The following is a 17,944-nucleotide window of genomic DNA, read 5'->3' on the forward strand; positions in this document are numbered from 1 at the left end:
GGAAAGGGGATCGTTAGCGTGATGTTTCTTGTGTCGGAAACTTCTGAACCAGGTCGCTCAGGACGATGGCCTGCATGACGGCCTGGTAGGTACCGCCGCTGGCTTGAGCCTGCTGGTGAATTTGTTCGACCGCGGCCTGATCGCTGTTTGCCAGTGGACGCGAGATCGCGAATTGAATCAATTTCCGCGTGATGCCCATGCGTACGCGGTCGCTCGACGCGAGGATCTCCATCAACTGCTGAGACGACTCGTACTTGATCGGTTTGTCAGATCCCGGCAGCAGGATCTCACCATCGTCGCGCAGTGGATTTCCGAAACGATCTTTCTCGGAGAACGCTCCGATGCCATCGAACTTTTCGAGCCCGAACGCGAGTGGTTCAAACCGAGAGTGACACCCACCGCACGCGTTATTGTTGATTCGTTCCATCGCGATACCGCGCTGTGTGAGCCCCTTCTTAGCCGGCACAGGGCTCGTATCGACACACGGGGGAGGAGCACCGACGTGGCTATATAGCAGTTCGTGCAGCACGAAGAGCCCGCGACTGACCATCGAAGCGTTATCGCCACCGAGCGTAAGCGTGCTTCCTTGCGTGAGGATGCCGCCGCGCTGGGGATAACTTGCCAGATCGTATTTGCGAGTCGGCTCGTACTGCACAATCACTTCATCGGCGGAGAGGGCTCGGTCGTAGATCGCTACCGAGTGCAACGTGCCGAGCCACGGACGATCGCCGGTGAATTCGTTGGCCAGAGCAAAGGCCATGTCTTCATCCCAGTTCGAGAAGTCCCCCAAACCCTTCCGCTCGCCGGCCAGCTTGCCATCGACATACAGCCGCGCAAGGCCTTGTTTATCTTTCGTGTAGACAATGTGCGTCCGCTTAGTCTTCGCCTGGCCATCTTTCGTGCTGACCGATGGCATACCGTTGCTGTCGGTTTTTTTCGTTCTTAGCCGGGCATCGTACTTCTGTTTGTCTTGCCCCAAGGTGAAGTTGCGGTTGCTCGGATCGCGCGAGAAAGTCACGATCCGGGCAGGACCACTTTGCTGCAGGTCGTGCGGCGTGATCCAGGCCTCGATGGTGATCTCGCCCGTCTTTCGCAGCGACTCTATCAGCGGATGCGGCGGCTGCGTGGTGACGATGCGGGCCGACTTGTGCACGACGAGCCCGTCGGAGGTCCAGCGAACTGACTCCGGCGATTGAATTGTCAGGTTCAAGGGAGAATCGTTGCGGGTTCGATCGTGTACGATGTCGCCGCCTGCTTCACGGAAGTCGTAGAACGCAATCACACCGCTCGATCCTCCGGCTGACTGCTGAGCCCCTTTCAGTGGTTGCCCCTGCGATGGCTTCAAACCGTAGAAGCTGGCCAGCCGCGGCGAGACGACCGTCACCTGGGCATTTAACAGATCGGCCAGCGGACGATTCTGCTGCCAGGCAACTTCCTCGAAGAAAGCCAACGTCTCGTCCCGCATATCGCTGGCCAGGGCCGTGCTCCACTTGGGGTAGAGTTTTTCGTTGGGTCGCAGCGAATCGAGTCGTTCGAGCTCGAGCCACTGCTGGACGAACTGCGACGATCGTGCCCTTGCGCGAGGGTCGCCCAGCATCCGCTGGACCGCTGCATCCAGCTGCTTGCCGCGCAGCTTGTCGGCTTCGGCCAGGCGAATCAGGTCTTCATCCGGCGGAGCGCCCCACAGAATATAACTAAGCCGCGAAGCCAGTTCGTACGGCGACGGTTGTTCGCTGCGCGGCTGTTCGATGCGATAGACAAACCGCGGCGACTGAAGCATTCCTTCCAGTAGGTAAGCAACCGCTTCGTCGTGCGTCCCTTTCTCGTGCTGAACTGCCTGGGCGATTTGCTTGTACGCTGCGACCTCCCACGGCTGGAGCGGACCTCGCAGGACGCGCTGGCCCATCCGCTCGATTAGTTCGCTAAGACAGGCATCGTCGAACGAACGACAGTCGGTAAAGCGAGCGGCGAACTCGCCACAGTCCATCTTCTGTACGATCCGCTGAGCCAACTCGGCATAGGCTTGAACGTGACTCAAGTCGACCGTTTGGCTGTAAGCGGTGTTCGAGAACCCGTCGGCCCGCACGTCTGGCGGCATGAGCCGCTTGGCATCGGCTGAAATGTCGACGCCAGTGACCTCGCGGACGGTGGTGATATATTCGGCCACGGTCAACCGCTGCACCCAGACTTCGGCCGATTGCTTTTCCAGGTGCGAACCAGGGTCGATGACCTCGCGCGTCCATACCGCGCCCTCTTCGATCCAGGCTTGGATGATCTTCTTTTCTTCGGCGGAAAGGGGCGCACGCTTGGGGGGCATCTCGCCGGACTCGATGTAGGTCCACAGCAGACTATCGTTGGGACTGCCTGCTTGGATGACCTTACCGGAATCGCCACCGCGTAGGGCCGACTCCTTTCGCGAGAGATTCAGTCCCCCTTCGGTCTTGCCGGCCGCGTGACATTCCAGGCAGTGCTGCGAAAGGAGCGGGGCAACCTGGGTCTCAAACCGATGGGCCTGCTGCTGCGCGGTGCTTGGGGCGTCTTCGGCGTGGGCGCGCGTGCCGAGCCACGAAAGAAGCAGAATCGCGACGATTTGCGGACCACGCAGGGGGCGTTTCATAGGAGAACCCATCGAAGGATCGGGCGAGCGAGCAGGCAAGTTGAAAAGAGAGGAATGAGTCTCGCCCATTGTAAGAAGAAAACCGAAACTTCGTCAATTTAATGGCAAATCGACGTCTCGATCCGTCTTCCGGTATGCTCTTGGCGGTGGCTAGTTTGACGGATCTTCGCCTGGTGTTTGCTTGGGATGGTCGGTCCGGGTCAGCAGGAAGTCGACCATCTGCCTCAGTTCTTCGGCCGTCAGCGAAGAGGCAAACGAGGGCATGTTATAGCCGCCGTTGTTGATACGGATGACCAGTTCTCCCCGGTCCAGGCGATTGCCGATAACCGACAGTTCCGGCCCTCGATACCCGCCGAAGCCGTCGACGTTGTGGCAATAGAGACACCCCTTATCGCGCAGCAGAACCGCCCCGTGCTGGATGTTGGGATCGTCCGAGCGTACCACTTCCGGCGGCAGCGGCTTAACATCGAAGTCGGGCGACCACGGTTTCTGATAGCCGTAGATCGTGAGGACCACAAAGGCCGTTGCCCCGAAAATCACCACGGCGACCGCCCAGGGACGCTTCGAGGGTGCCCGGTGTCCACGATTGGAAAGCATCGGCACGACGAACAGACCAATCGCCCCGAGAACAGGCATGCCGAGGATCACATACGTTTCGAGTTCCGGCGGCAGCATCGAGAGGACGGCGAAGTACCACCAGAAGTACCAATCGGGCATGGGGTTGGCGTGAATGTTAGCTGGGTTGGGGGCTGGGCCGAGGGCAGGGGGGCCGACAAAGATCGCACACCCGACGATCACGGCCACCATGATTGCCGAAAAGACGACATCGCGCCACGCGGCAATTGGCCAGAACGGAACGCCTGTCTTTTCGAGGCGGCCTTCGTACTCCTGTTTGTAAGTTTCCGGCACGACCGGCTGGTCGGCCTTGGGCATTTCGGAGATGCCATGCCGCAGGATGAGCCACAAGTGCAAGCCAACGCCGGCGAAGATCAGCCCTGGCAAAATGAAGACATGAATGGCGAAGAAGCGGCTGAGGGTCGAACCGCCGACCGTTTCGCCCCCCATCAAAAACTGCGAGATGTACCCACCAACAAACGGCACACGGGCCGCCATCTCGGCGGCGACCATCACCGACCACACACCGTTGGCATCCCACCGCAGAAGCTGCCCGGTGAAGGCCATCCCCAGCACGACGAATAGCAGCACGACGCCGCTCATCCAGTTCATCTCGCGCGGGTACTTGTACGATGCATGCAAGTAGACCTGCGTCATGTGAATGACGGCCAGCATTACCATGGCGGTCGCGCCGTAGTAATGCATTCCTCGTACCAGGTAGCCCAGAGTGGCGTCGTTGGTGATGTACACCAGACTTTCGTAGGCGGCATCGCCACCAGGCACATAGACCATCGCCAGCGCGACGCCGGTGAGCACCTGGACGATGAACGCGCAGAGGGTCGCACTGCCGAAGACGTACCACCAGCGGGCATCGCGTGGGACGATATGCTCGAGCATCGGCATGACGACATCCGAGAAACCGCTACGATCGTCGATCCAGTTCCAAATCTTGCCCAGCATCGTCATACCTGGTCGTTGGTGGTCAAGGGAACTGCGGACGTCTCGATCTCGACGAAGCCGTCTTTGACGCGCACGGTGTAGCGAGCCAGCGGCTCTGGCGGCGGGCCGGCCGCGACTTCGCCATCTTCGTAATACACACCACCGTGGCATGGGCACATGAACAGCGAGGCATCTTCCACCCAGTTCACCGGGCAGCCGAGATGCCGGCAGTTGATCGAGAACGCGATGAACTCTTCATCCGATACCCGCCGCAGCCAGGCACCACTCATGGCCGTGACGCCAGCCCAGGGCTGGTCGATCGTATCTTTGAACTCGACGCTGACCGTCTTGCCAACTTCATACTCGTCGAGCTTCCCCAGCTTCCGCCAGGTTTGCTTCGGTCGGGCAAAGACCGGGGCCAGCACGAAGCCGACGCCTGGCAAGGTGATCATCGCGCCGATCAGCGCCGACAGTCCCAGGCACAGCTTCGTCAGAAAGCCGCGTCGATCTTCATCGGACGTTGGGCTATTTACTTCGGGACAATCACTCACCGCTGTTTTCCTTCTTCCAATCAAGACGGATATCGCTGATCCACATCCACAGTGCCCATACCATCACGCCCAGTCCGGCAACCGACATGATCCACATGGTGGTGACGCCCCACAGCAGCATCATGATGCCCAGGGCCATAACCGCCGGGGCATAGGTGGGCTGCGGAGCAGGGGGCTCGTGCGATTTGGCGGCTTCGCTTTCGTTCATAGGGAAGCCTCCGGCAACTTCTCGGCGGACGGCTGTTCTTCCAACGCATACCAGCGGCACAGCACGCTGAGGATCGCACAGATATACAGCGAACAGGGCGGCACCCACATCAGCAGCCCGCCCAGTTGTTGATCGACCATCGGCGTGAAGCCTGCTTGATACAACGACGTGAGGATGCCAATCCGATCGACCGGATTGGCAAACGCAGGGCAGACCGATACCGGCGTGAACGTGATGTAGATCCCCAACAGCGTGCACCCGGCACAGGCCGAGAAGAGATAGATCACGGCCAACAATGGATCCAGACGATAACGCGCCACCGGCGAATAGATGGGCCACCAGAACGCCAGGCCAGCGGCCAGGAACGTGGCACTGCGAACGATACTGAGCAGATCGCTTTGCGTTGCCGCACTACATAGCGAAGGGACATGCCACAGCCACATCGCCCCGAGACCGGCGACCCAGCCCAACACCGGCGTAGAGAGCAACGTGTTCAACTTCGCCAGGCCTGGTCGGTCGAGCAGTGACTCTAGCCAGTGCTGCGGCAGAAAGAGCATTAGGGCCAGGGGCACGATCAACAACAACAAGAGATGCTGCACCATATGAGCACTGAACAGGTAGCCGCCTGCGAGCACGCCAATGGGCGAAACAAACGCCAACACCAGCACAGCCATAGCGACAGCAAACCACCACCAGTTGGCACCGGCGAGCTTCTTACGCCACACGATCGCCGCGAGCAGTAGCGGTACCGCGACCAGCCACACCGGCGAGGAGAGGTTCCACAGCGACTGACTCGTGAGAAAGGAGATCATTGCAGATACCCCATGTACACAATCAGGAAGACGACAATCCACACCACGTCGACAAAGTGCCAGTAAACACCGACCGCCCCGAACACCTTGGTGCGTCGGCTATTGAACGAACCACTCATCGCCAGGGCCAAAAGAATCGCAAGCGCGATAAGGCCGGCCGTCACGTGCAGCCCATGAAACCCGGTCACGGTGAAGAAGGTCGCTGCGAAGAGATTCAAGTCGACCGTGATGTCGCTTTGGATCAGGCCGTAATACTCCCAGGCCTGGCCGAGCATGAACACCGTGCCCAAGCCAATCGTCAGGCCGAGCCAGCCACGGAAGTGTTTCAGCTTGTTCGCTTTCAAAGCACGCTCGGCAAACCAGAACGTGACACTGCTGAGCAGCAAGCAGACGGTGAACGCCCCAGTGCGGGTAGCATCGAGCGCGGTAGCCGAGGTTGGCCCAGCGACTTCCCCGGAATTGAAGACAACGTACGATACCAACAGCAGCAGGAAGAAAACCGCTTCCGAGACGATGAACGTCCAGGCACACACCATCGCCTTATCGGGGCGACGGCCGTTATCGTTGGGGGTCTTCTCTGATTTCCAGTCAGCATGTTCCGGTTGATCCAGGTCCCATACCGGTCGACGGCTTCTCACCTCGGGGATGGTCTCGAAGTTTTCAGCCGGCGGCGGCGAGGTCGTTGCCCATTCCAGCGTGAAGCCATTCCACGGGTTGTTCCCCGCCAACTGACCACTGCGCAGACTGGTCGCGATGTTCCACAGCAGTACCAGCGTGCCAGTTGCCATGGCAACGGCACCGGCGGTGGCTATCATGTTCAACAGCATCCAGCCGGGGTTGTTGTCGTAGGTATACACGCGCCGCGGCATGCCCATCACGCCGAGCAAATGCTGCGACATGAAGGTTGCGTTGAGGCCAAACACCCACAGCCACAATTGCCAGCGTCCCAGGCGTTCGCTGAGCATTCGCCCGGTCATCTTCGGGAACCAGTAGTAAGTCGCCGAGAAGAGCCCGAACACGGTTCCGCCGATCAGCACGTAATGGAAGTGCCCCACCACGAAGTAGGTATCGGTCAATTGCCAGTCGATCGGCACGGCGGCGAACATCACGCCGGTGAGCCCCCCGATGACGAACTCCAGCAGGAAGGCAACCGCGAACTGCATCGCCACGGTTAAGTGAATCGATCCGCCCCACAGCGTAGCGGTCCAGTTGAAGATCTTCACGCCGGTAGGCAGCGCGATCAGCAGCGTTCCGACGGCGAAGAAGATATCGGCCCCCATGCCCAGTCCCACGGCGAACATGTGATGAGCCCATACGCCGTAGCTCAGCAGGACGATCACCGCGCTTGAACCGGCCACGAACGCATAGCCATAGATCGGCTTGCGCGAGAAGACCGGAATCACTTCCGAGATCATCCCGAACGCCGGCAGGATGAGAATGTAAACCTCCGGGTGACCGAACACCCAGAAGAAGTGTTGCCACAGCACGGCCGAGCCCCCTCGCTCTGGCTGAAAGAATGCCGCCCCCAGAAAGCGATCGATCAGCAGCATGGCCAGCGCCGCGTTCAAGGCCGGCAGGGCCAGCACCGTCAGAATGGCGGTCATCAGGCTCATCCAGACGAACAGCGGTACCCGCTGCAGGCTCATCCCCGGTGCGCGCAGGGTCAGCACCGTCACGATGATGTTGATCGCCGCGGCCACGCTTCCCACGCCCAAGCAAAGCAGGCCAATGATCCAGTAGTCTTGCGCGACCATTAAATTGTATGGCCGTGTCGAAAGAGGTGCGTAACTGAACCAACCGGCACTAGGGGCCGCGCCGGTCAAGAAGCTGAAGTACAGCAGAATGCCCCCCATTGGCAGCAGCCAGAAGCTCATCGCGTTGAGCCGCGGAAAGGCGACATCGCGGGCCCCGATCATCAGCGGGACGAAATAATTCGCGAAGCCAACCAGTACCGGCATGCCTACCAGAAAGACCATTGTGGTCCCATGCATGGTGAACATCTGGTTGAAGAAGTCTGGCGAAAGAAAGTCGTTCTTGGGAACCAGCAATTGAAACCGGATCAGCAGGGCTTCCAGGCCACCAATCGCCAGGAAGATGGTTGCCGTGCAGATGTACATAATGCCGATCTGCTTGTGATCGACCGAACTGACCCAAGCGAGCAAGGGGCCCAGTTTCGAGGCCTGCTCGACTTCGGTTTCCTTCGTTTCGACCAGCGGCATGCTCAACGGAGGGTCTCCAGGTAGGCAACCAATTGATCGAGTTGCTCGTCTTTGAGTTTGAAGTTCGGCATCTTGCAGCCAGGCTTCACGGCCTGAGGGTTGGCCAGCCACGTGCGCAGGTTATCCGGCGTATTTTTGATCACGCCAGCGCCAAGCTGGGCTCGACTGGCCAGGTGCGTCAGGTCGGGTGCGAAGTCTTCTTTGGCATCGGTTCCTGCAACGGCATGGCACTGCGAACAGGTCAGCTTCATGAACAAGGCCGCGCCGTCGGATGCCAGCTTCTCGGTTGGCGGAGTGGACGTTTGTTTTTCACGCTGCTGCCAGGCTGCGAAGTCGTCGGGATCGTGGGCGATAACCAGGAAGTTCATCCAGGCGTGCTGCGTGCCGCAGTACTCGGCACAGCGTCCCTGGTACGTTCCTGGCTTGTCGGCCTCCAGCCAGACGAAGTTCTCGTGCCCGGGTATCGCGTCCATCTTGCGTGTTAGTTGGGCCACCCAGAAACAGTGAATCACGTCTTCCGAGCGCAGCGCGACGCGTAGTTTCTTACCGGTGGGTATGTGGATCTCGTTGGCCGTGACAATACCGGACGCCGGATATTCGATTTCCCACCACCACTGGTGCCCGGTAACGACGATGTCGACACCATCCTGCTCAGCCGTTGCCCCCTTCACGTACTGGGTGGGCAAGGCGTTGATGGTCAGAATCAGCTTGATACTGATCGCCGCGATCCATACGACGATGATCACGGGCCCCGCCATCCAGGCAATTTCCCGCTTATGGCTGCCGAAATCTTGCACGGGCAGTTTTTCAGTAACGCGAAATCGATACAGGGCAACGCAGATCAGCCCCGAGACGATGGCGAAGATGCCCGCACTGATCAACAGCACGTGGACAAAGAGATCACGTATCGATTCTGCCTGAGGTGATGCTGGATCGAATACGGGAAATGTCGACTCCATCGGGTCCAAGCTCTAAGGTGCTGATGCTTAGCGAAATCCTTCCTGATCGATGCGATTGTACGAAGATTCCTGCGTGTCGCAATCCGATTCAACCTGTCAGCGTTTACGCCAGCTTAACAATTTGGCGATCGCGTTAAGTAGTTTGCACTACGCATTCAGGGCAACTTAGTGAAAGAGCAGCGATCGCAGCCGTCGTTGCCAATCTCAAGCGAGCTCAATCACCCGGCAGCAAACTCTGTCAGTTTTTCACGGCTGTTATCCGAGTAGAGGGGCATAGAATCGCAAATCGCGAACGCTGTTGCAGGCAATTCAATGGCTGCTTTCTACGGCAACGTGACGTCTTCCAGCGACAGGAAGCCATCGCCGTCTTTATCCATGCTGACAAACTTTTCGGTTGAGGCAGGAAATTCGTCGCGCGAGATCCGTCCGTCACGATTGCGGTCCATGGCCTGAAACCAGGGGGGCCCCTCAGTGGCCCCTTGGTCGAGCAGTTGTTGGCATGGCCCCTGCGAAATCACCACCCGCAACTGGCGCGGTAGTCGGTCCGGTAGCAGCCGATCATCCTGAATGACGTCAGCCGACTGAAGCACATTCCAGGCATTGTTCAGTTCCTGGGCGGAAAGAGAACCGTCGAAGTTTTCGTCGAGTGCCGTAAAAAGATTCTGCTCGAAATCGAGGATGGTCACTACCACCACCGAGCGAATGTACGCTCGGGCAACTTCCTGCCACTGGGCGAACTCGTCAGCGGTCAGCACGCCATCTCGATTTCTATCGGCCAGCGGAATGAGGTTTTCCAGATCGACCTGATTCTGCATACCAGCGACCTCACTCAGCTTTAGTTGATTATCATCGCCGGCGCTCCCTGCGAACTGCTGGACCAGATCGGCCAACGCTGACTCGGCCCGCGAACTATCCGCGGCGGCGACATGCAGCCGGGCCGATGCGGTCGTCGAGAAAGAAGTCAGCGCATCGGCCTGGGGCACATCGCGACCATCTCGTTTGTTACCGGCATCCAATAGCTTTACACCGTCTGCGGAAAGATCGATCGACCAATGGTGATCGCATTTCATGGGTGTACCTGTCCATGTTTTGAACATCCCAAGCGAATGCATTGCCGAACTGCTGCCGGAGATCAAGCGCGTTGGTGTAATTCCCGGGTAGACGTGGCCCGTCAAGATTTCGCCGGGGCTGATCAGTTCATCCGAATTGGTATCCAGCTTCCCCAGCCGCGTCATGCTTTGCGCGATCTGCGGTTGATCTACCTTGTCGCCTGGTTCGATTGCTAACGCACGCAAGAGAGCAGCATTCATCTCGGCATTGCGAGGAGTCACATCGCAGGTCAACCATAGCCCGGCCTGGGTGAATGCCTCGTAGAATACTTGAAACTCTTCCAGAGAGACCTGGCCGTCTTCGTCTTGATCGATGCCAGCGGGAAGCTTCACCATAGTCGGCAGCAGACGCCCCAAGGGGAGTTGCCGCAGCCCAGCGGGAGAAGCAACCGTTTCGGTTTCCTTTTCATCGAGTCGCTGGTCGCGATTGAGATCGTAGAAGTCGAACAGGGCAGAGATCGCTGCGCTTCCGCGCTGCGCCACCGGCTTTCCATCGGCCTGAATCGTCAAAGCCCACACTTCGGCGTGGTCGCCTGTATGCACTTCAAACACTGTAGAGTCCGCGGGTTCCTGTGCAGCCACGATACCTGACAGCATCGTGACGAGCGTCAATCCCATCCAGAGGTAGACCTCTTTCATCCGACCAATTCCTCGATCACGCTGGCCGTCGGGTCCGCGATGCGGATCGGCCGATTGACGTTGGAATCGTTCTGCTTCATCGGGTCGATCCCCATGTTCGCACAAACGGTCGCAATCAAATCTGGCACCTGATACGGCTTGCTTTCGACCACCGTTCCATCGCGACAGGTGCTGCCGACGACCTGGCCGTGGCAGTTCGGCCCGCCGGCCATCATCACCGCCCAGGCCTTGGGCCAGTGATCGCGGCCAGAGTTGGGGTTGATCTTCGGCGTGCGGCCGAATTCGCCTTGGCAAAGAATGAGGGTCTCGTCCAGCATTCCGCGCTCGCTCAGGTCTTGAATCAGCGAAGCAAAACCACTGTCGAGTTGCGAGGAAAGGCCTGCTACCCGCCCGAAGTTATCGTAATGCGTATCCCAGCCTCCAAGCGAAACCTCGACGAACGGCACGTCGCGTTCAGCCAGACGTCGAGCCAGCAAACAGCCTTGTCCGAAAATCGTACGCCCATATCGATCGCGCACCGAGTCCGATTCGTTCGTGAGATCAAACGCCGCGACCACGTCTGGGTGCATCATGCGCAAGGCGCGCTGCGTTGCCGAGGCAAACTCCATCACCTGGCGATCGTCCCCCTGTTGCAGAAACTGGTCGTTCATCCGGCTCAGTAAATCAACACGACGCGAAAGATCGCTGGACAACCGCTGCTCTAAATCGCGCACAACCAAATCATCGATACTTTTCGCCATCTCGCCTACGACCAGCGGCGACGCTGCCGTATCGAGAAACCCTCGACTGGCAATCGCCGGGCGCTGCGGTGGGGCGATGCTGATGAAGCCCGGGAGCGTTGCCTCGGGAAGCGATTGCTCCTGGGCCACCAGCGCCCCCAGATCGGGAAAATCGATGCCTGCCTGGGGAATGTAACCGGTGCGGGCAAGATGCACCGCGCGGCTATGGTCTCCTTCGCGCGATGTCATCGAACGCACGACTGCGCAGTGCTGCGCCCAATTCGCCAGTTGGGGAAAGTGCTCCGATATTTTCAGGCCTGCAGACCTGGTGGCGATCTCTTGAAACGGACCGCCGTTTTCGTGCTGCTTCTTCAGATCCCACAGGTCGATCGTTGCCGGCCCGCCGTGAAGCCACAGCAGAATCACGCGTTTCACTTTCGCATTGGTCGCTGTTTCCGAAGCGGACAAGCTTCGCAGCCAACTTCCTCCTAGCATCGCGGAAGATGAAGCAGCGGCCAGCGACATTCCGAACAAGCGTCGGCTAATTCCTTGCAGCACAGTCGTTCCCCTTGAATGAATCGCAGTTGCCTGCCGTCAATGATTGGTGCTGAACTCGACCGAGTTGACCAGTACCCAAAACAGGTCTCCCAGTCGCTTGTCACGTCGGGCCAGGTCGTCTTCCAGAAAGCCGGCCGTCCGTAGCGTATCCCATTCACGCTGACTGGGAGGACGACTCAGGGTAGACCAGTACATGCTCTCGATGCAGTCTTTTTCTGAAAGAAACGGGGCGGTCGCCAACCCTTGAACCAACGGGTTCGAGCTGGGATCGCTGAGTTGGGCGATCTTCTCGCCATTCATAAGCGATAGTGCTTGGGTGGCAGAACGTTCGACGTCGACGCTGCGGTATGCCGGAAACAACTGGTAAAAGGCCTGACGGTCATGCAACTGCTCAGCCGAGTCGAGGTCGCTGTGAATCGGAGGCTTACCCGCGGCAATGTTCAGGCTTTCATACAACTGAGGACCAGTCAGCCCGCGAGTTATCCTGTAAGGATAAGGATCGGAAGCACCGACCGTCGCGCCGTTATATTGCATTTGATACGCATCGGTCGAGACAATGGCCTTGGCCAGCCACCTCAAATCGAAGTGATGCTCGACAAAACCATCCGCCAAGATATCGAGTGCCTGCTGGCGAACCGGATGAGCAACCTGATCAGGCTGCGTCGTCACCAGCGGTTGTCCAAAGTATTCGGCCCACAACTGATTGACGGTCCACCGCGCAAAGAAGGGGTTATCGGCCTGGCTCACCCAGCGTGCAAAGAATTCGCGTCCCGAGGTCAGTTGCCCGTCTCTGGGATTGTTTTGCGAGGGTGAGTCTTCGACAAACAGGGCAGGGGGAACTGACTTGCCGGCATCGGGAATTTCAATCTCTAGCTCATACCACTTGCGATCATCCTCGAATCGGCTCTTGGCAACGAAGAACGCTGCCGTCTGCCAGAACTGCTGTTGGCTGTACGAATCGAACGGGTGGTCGTGGCACTGGGCACAGCTTAGATCCACCCCTAAGAACGCCCCCGTGGCGTTTGCGGCCATTCGCTCTGGTCGATGGTCGTTGGCTTCGATCAACGTCTTAGGGGTCGTCAATCGATTCGGCGAGACCTCACGCGCCTCGCTCTTTTCTGGGGCATACGACACCGAAATCATTTCTCGGGCAATTTCATTGAGTGGCCGACCTTGATTCAACTGATCAGCGATCCAGGCCTCGGTATCGGTTGCCAGGTACTCGTAAGGCGACACCGATGTCTGCGGGAACCACAACGTACGTACGAACGTTGCCAGGCGTTTCGAGGCCGCCGGACTATCTCCGAGGCGTCGTATGACTTCGTCGCGAGACTGTTCCGACGAACTCGCGGCAAACTCGCGTGCTTCGGCGGAAGTGGGTATTCGCCCGATCAAGTCTAACGAGACCCGACGCAGAAACGCCGAGCGATCAGTCGATTGGTTGACGTTCGATTCCAGCAAGCCCGCCAAGCGTGCATTGACAATCGGCACCACGCTATCGGGCTGATCAGCCAGTACCGACCCGCCTGGCGACATCAGCACGAGTAAACTAATCAGGGAAACGCACTTCATGAATCACTCGTTTGCCTGATAGTCTTCGGCTGAAATAAACTCTCCATCCGCGATGCTGACCAGGGCGACCATCACTTCCTGTTCCAAACCTGCTCGCAGGGCGGCCACACTTCCGTCGGCCATCAACGCGTTGGCTTTCTGCGGGTGGAACCCATAAATCGAGCCGCCGTTAGAACAGTTAACCGCGCAGTCACCGAACTGGTCTCGGCCGTCCTTGTCATACGAACGTAGATGATTCCAGTTCGGCGCGATCCATTGGCCAAAGCTGAAGCCTTCGACCAGGGGGCGGTGTTCTTTGTCGTCGGTCTTATGAGCATGCAGCTTGCCGCTGCGCCACTCGTTGGGCTTGTCGGCCATTTCAACGACCAAGAACGTGTTCGCTCGACCATCGGTGATGTCGCTTCGCTTGATCGAATGGCCGGCGGTTACTTTCGATCCGCCGTAATACCTTCCCGGCGAAGCCATCGCTCCGCGATAAAGCCGTTCCTGCACGTTCGTCAGCAGATAGGCCCCCGAGGAAGCGACGTAGTCCGTTGCCGCGGTCTCAAACTCCTTCCCATCGGGGTCTAACAGACGCACGACGCGATCGCCGTGTGGAGCCGAAGGGCAAACCAGTTGCGGCAACTGGGTTGCGGCAACTGGGCGGTTTTCCGGGTCCCACCACTCGCGACTTAGTTCGTACTGGTCGTACAGTGCGGCCTGATCCATGAAGGGAAGGATCAACGTGTTCCAACCGCGATGTGGCTCACGACCGTTACTAGGCAACGAATCTTGGTGGGCATCCGCAAACGCCAGGCAGGCCTTACCAATCACGCCCAAGTGCTGCTGGCAAACGGTCGCCCGGGACTGTTCGGTGGCCCTGACCAGACACGGCGCGCCGATCGCCACCACCAATAGCAGGCAGGCAGTGGCGACGATCCAGTCGATCAGGCGATCGTGCTGTTGACGAAACATGTCCAGCGACTCCTCGGTGCGTGATGTGAGGGAACAGGCCACAGGCCAGGCGTCTTAAAAATCCCCCACGACGTTGCCGTCGGCCTTGAAACAAAGGTTCAGAAATGTCTGCGTTTCGACAGTTTCCGGAATGGTGCGTGTCGATCCGTCGGCAAGCACGACGTTAATCACCCCAGGATGGAAACCGTACGGTGCCGACTCGTTGTCGATGTTGATATAGCTCGTGCAGCCGTCGCACCCCTTTGCGCTACCATCGGCTTCCCAGTTGTAAAGCATCACGCCGTTGTTCCCTGACCAGGGTCCATAGCCGTAAAACTGAGCATTGGTCACTTGCAATTGCTTTGCTCATGTTCCAGTGGACTGGCTTGCCGGCCATTTCAAAGAGCAAGATCGTATTGCTGGTGCCGTCGACGATATCAGCGAAATCGGCCCCAGTTTCGTTCAGGATGCCGACTTCCCGACCCGGAACGTCGGTGTGATTCCCAGAGCTATCGAGCACATGCATTCCGCGAATCCCTTGGTAGTCGGTAGCAACGCCGGTCACGTTGGGATCCAGTGCCGACGGGTCGGTCGTCCATCCCATGTTCCAGCCAGCGTAAAGTGGCATCTTACGATCACCACCCGGGGCGCTGGGGCACAGGTAGATATCGATCGGTGTGTTGACCGCGTTGCGGTTGGCAGGGTCATCGAAGCCGTACGACTGGTTGTAGATGTCAGAGAGGTTGCCTTGTTCGACAAACGGCATGATCATCGCCAGGAATCCTGTCACGACCTTCGTGCTGTTACCGGACGAGTCAAATCCGTTGTACACCAATCGGCCAGGGGCGAAGGTGCGAAACGTATCGTGATAGTTATGGCAGGCCAGGCCGATCTGCCGCAAGTTGTTCGAGCACTGCATGCGCCGCGCAGCTTCACGGGCTTGTTGTACGGCCGGCAAGAGTAAGGCGATCAGAATGCCAATAATGGCGATCACCACAAGCAATTCGACGAGCGTAAAACCCAAACGACGTGAACGTGACACAGTAGGCATCTTCAAGGAATCTTCGAAAAAGTAACACGTGGAACGCGATCATTTCCAAGCGTTGCAATCGCGAGGTGCCTTGGCTCTTCAGAAGAGGCCTGGGTGCCTAACGGCTAGCTCTGATAGTTCACTGCGTTGTAAATGAGATCAACGATCTCCGCAATAATCGTTCCAATCCTAAATGGATGTTTATGCGTAGTTAATTCCGCTTTTTTCCGAGACTTAGAGGCCATCGCCAGAAAGCATGGCAGATAACGCTCACGGCATGGCAGACATCGCTCAAGGCACGTCAGTTCAAGTTACACGGGTGTCACTTGAACTGACGCGAAAACGTTTTTAAGCAGTCCTTCCCAGTCTCTCTTTCGCGGATATGACAACGGCATTCCCGAAGATCCTTGTCACATAACCCCGGCTGTTGCCTGGCAGCGCGAGTCCCCCCCTGGCGCAGCGCTACCTTTTTTCAACTATGCTGAACGGTTCCTCCGTTTCGATCTCGCCGCTATTGGGAACACCTCCATGACATACTCTTGCCAATCGACACCGCAGCAGCCGCCGTCGATCTCGCGAGTCTTTAGCACGACCCTTACCTCCATTCTGCTGGTGGCCTGCGTGTGCGCCACGGCGATGGCCGAATCTCTAAAGTCGCCCAACGGGCGGATCGAAGTTCAAGTCGACGTGAAAGAGGTCGACTTGAAGACCCGGTTGAATTACCGCGTGAAGCTGGACGGCGACGTTTTGGTCGATGACAGTACGGTCACGTTTGTGGGCAGCGACAACGTGGTCATCGGCGACCATTTGAACTTGGTGCGAACCCCCCATCCATCAAGCTACCGCGAGACATGGAAGCCCGTGTATGGTGAGCGGTCCGAGATCGTCGACAACTTCAACTTTCAAACGTTTCAATGCCAAGACACCGAAGCCAAGTGTTCGTTCTACTTCGAGGTACGCTGCTACGACCAAGGGGTCGCCTTTCGTACGCTGATTGGTAGTAGCAAGCCGCTGAAGCCGATCCAGGAACGCAGCGAGTTCTGCTTCCCAGGCGATCCCTGGGCATGGCGAACCACATCCGCCCAAGGCGAGTACGACAAGGTTCGCCTGGCGGATCTGGGAGCCAACGTCGAGCGTCCCCTCACAATTCAGTTGGGCCCTTACCGCTACGCGGCCATCGCCGAGGCCGCTGCGATCGACTATCCCATGATGCGACTGAAATCGGTTCCCAGAGATAAGCCGACCGTTGTCAGTCAGTTGCAAGGGGAAGTCACCTCCGACACCACACTGACTACCCCTTGGCGAGTGATCTTAGTGGGCAACACGCCAGGCGACTTGCTGTTGAATAACGACCTGATCCTTAATTTGAACATGCCGTGCGCCATCGCAGACACTTCGTGGATCAAGCCTGGCAAGGTTCTTCGTGAAATCAGCCTGACTAACGACGGTGCCAAAGCCGCTGTCGATTTCGCCGCTGCGAACAACTTTCAGTACGTTGAATTCGATGCCGGCTGGTATGGCTACGAGTACGACGATGCCTCGGACGCCACGACGGTAACCCTCGACCCGAAACGCTCGGCCGGGCCGCTCGATCTGCAAGAGATGATCAAGTACGCCGACGAGCGCGGTATCGGCATTATCGTCTATGTCAATCGCCGAGCTCTCGAGAAACAACTCGACGAGATCCTGCCCCTTTATAAAAGCTGGGGGATCGCCGGCGTGAAGTATGGCTTTGTGAATACCGGTTCGCAGAAGTGGACCTCTTGGCTACACGAGGCCGTTCGCAAAGCGGCCGAGCATCAGTTGATGGTCGACATTCACGACGAGTACCGTCCTGTCGGTTACTCGCGTACCTACCCCAACTTGATGACGCAAGAAGGGGTCTGCGGTGACGAAGCGAAACCTTCGACCAGCCTGGCCCTCACCACGCTGTTTACCCGCAACCTGGCCGGCGCGGCGGATCATACCATTTGCTATTTCGATCCACGAGTCGATCAGTTGTGGTCGCACGGCCAGCAACTGGCCAAGGCCGTATGCACCTATTCGCCGTGGCAGTTCATGTATTGGTACGACACGCCCCTGACGACCGAGCAAGATGGCAAGACGTCACGTAGCCGCATCGTCGACTCGCCCGAGTTGGAATTCTTCCAAGAAGTACCAACCGTCTGGGACGAAACCAAGGTCATTCATGGCGAGATCGGCGAGTACGCTGTAATTGCTCGCCGCAGTGGCGACGTGTGGTATGTCGGTGCGATGAATGCAAATGAAAAGCGAGAACTAAGCCTCCCGCTGAAGTTCCTCAACCCTGGCACCCAATACCAGGCCCGCCGCTATTTCGACGACCCGAGCCTGGAAACCAAAACGAAGGTACGTATCGAGAATCAGCCGGTCGATTCCACTACCGAGTTAACGATCTCGCTTCTGCCCAACCAGGGGGAGGCGATCCGAATTACCCCGAAGTAGT

Annotated in this window: 14 protein-coding genes; 1 reads left to right on the forward strand and 13 read right to left on the reverse strand. The window is 58.2% G+C overall.

All coding sequences use genetic code 11. From position 1 onward, the window contains the following. Positions 1 to 13 precede the first annotated feature (13 nt). From C5Y96_RS10480 to C5Y96_RS10540, 13 genes are all read right to left on the reverse strand, one after another. Complete coding sequence (locus C5Y96_RS10480) at positions 14 to 2,617, reverse strand: DUF1592 domain-containing protein (RefSeq protein ID WP_158261173.1); 2,604 nt, start codon at positions 2,615 to 2,617, stop codon at positions 14 to 16. 150 nt (positions 2,618 to 2,767) lie between these two features. Then, the gene (locus tag C5Y96_RS10485) at positions 2,768 to 4,192 is read right to left on the reverse strand and encodes a cytochrome b N-terminal domain-containing protein (protein WP_199188675.1); all 1,425 of its coding nucleotides are present in this window, start codon (positions 4,190 to 4,192) and stop codon (positions 2,768 to 2,770) included. A 2-nt stretch (positions 4,193 to 4,194) separates the two neighbouring features. After that, a complete protein-coding gene (locus C5Y96_RS10490; RefSeq protein WP_199188676.1) occupies positions 4,195 to 4,722 on the reverse strand; it encodes a ubiquinol-cytochrome c reductase iron-sulfur subunit in 528 nt (175 codons plus the stop codon). Next, positions 4,715 to 4,930, reverse strand: coding sequence for a DUF3040 domain-containing protein (locus tag C5Y96_RS10495; RefSeq protein ID WP_105352885.1), 216 nt, complete (start codon positions 4,928 to 4,930; stop codon positions 4,715 to 4,717). The genes C5Y96_RS10490 and C5Y96_RS10495 overlap by 8 nt, the downstream gene beginning before the upstream one ends. After that, positions 4,927 to 5,742: a cytochrome c oxidase assembly protein gene (locus C5Y96_RS10500; protein WP_105352888.1), complete on the reverse strand. Its 816-nt coding sequence runs from the start codon at positions 5,740 to 5,742 to the stop codon at positions 4,927 to 4,929. Before C5Y96_RS10500 ends, C5Y96_RS10495 begins: the two co-directional genes overlap by 4 nt. Further along, positions 5,739 to 7,961 carry a cytochrome c oxidase subunit I gene (ctaD, locus tag C5Y96_RS10505; protein WP_105352890.1) on the reverse strand — a complete coding sequence of 741 codons (2,223 nt, stop codon included), beginning with the start codon at positions 7,959 to 7,961 and terminating at the stop codon, positions 5,739 to 5,741. The genes C5Y96_RS10500 and ctaD overlap by 4 nt, the downstream gene beginning before the upstream one ends. A 2-nt stretch (positions 7,962 to 7,963) precedes the next feature. Next, positions 7,964 to 8,920: a cytochrome c oxidase subunit II gene (gene coxB / locus C5Y96_RS10510; RefSeq protein WP_105353352.1), complete on the reverse strand. Its 957-nt coding sequence runs from the start codon at positions 8,918 to 8,920 to the stop codon at positions 7,964 to 7,966. Between the two features lie 323 nt (positions 8,921 to 9,243). Next, a complete protein-coding gene (locus tag C5Y96_RS10515) occupies positions 9,244 to 10,668 on the reverse strand; it encodes a hypothetical protein (protein ID WP_105352892.1) in 1,425 nt (474 codons plus the stop codon). Then, positions 10,665 to 11,945 (reverse strand): DUF1501 domain-containing protein, encoded by a 1,281-nt coding sequence (locus tag C5Y96_RS10520; protein WP_146115605.1) that lies wholly within the window; start codon positions 11,943 to 11,945, stop codon positions 10,665 to 10,667. Before C5Y96_RS10520 ends, C5Y96_RS10515 begins: the two co-directional genes overlap by 4 nt. Before the next feature lie 36 nt (positions 11,946 to 11,981). After that, on the reverse strand, positions 11,982 to 13,517 hold the full coding sequence (locus C5Y96_RS10525; protein WP_105352896.1) for a DUF1549 domain-containing protein: 1,536 nt from the start codon (positions 13,515 to 13,517) through the stop codon (positions 11,982 to 11,984). Between the two features lie 3 nt (positions 13,518 to 13,520). After that, positions 13,521 to 14,471, reverse strand: coding sequence for a DUF1559 domain-containing protein (locus tag C5Y96_RS10530; RefSeq protein ID WP_105352898.1), 951 nt, complete (start codon positions 14,469 to 14,471; stop codon positions 13,521 to 13,523). Between the two features lie 54 nt (positions 14,472 to 14,525). Further along, positions 14,526 to 14,747 (reverse strand): H-X9-DG-CTERM domain-containing protein, encoded by a 222-nt coding sequence (locus C5Y96_RS27980; RefSeq protein ID WP_105352900.1) that lies wholly within the window; start codon positions 14,745 to 14,747, stop codon positions 14,526 to 14,528. Then, a complete protein-coding gene (locus C5Y96_RS10540; protein WP_158261174.1) occupies positions 14,719 to 15,492 on the reverse strand; it encodes a DUF1559 domain-containing protein in 774 nt (257 codons plus the stop codon). Before C5Y96_RS10540 ends, C5Y96_RS27980 begins: the two co-directional genes overlap by 29 nt. A gap of 516 nt (positions 15,493 to 16,008) precedes the next feature. Here C5Y96_RS10540 and C5Y96_RS10545 point away from each other — a divergent pair. Beyond that, positions 16,009 to 17,943: a glycoside hydrolase family 97 protein gene (locus C5Y96_RS10545; protein WP_105352904.1), complete on the forward strand. Its 1,935-nt coding sequence runs from the start codon at positions 16,009 to 16,011 to the stop codon at positions 17,941 to 17,943. The last annotated feature ends 1 nt before the right edge of the window (position 17,944 follow it).

Origin of the sequence: Blastopirellula marina, from assembly GCF_002967715.1 — a bacterium.
Lineage (GTDB): Bacteria > Planctomycetota > Planctomycetia > Pirellulales > Pirellulaceae > Bremerella > Bremerella marina_B.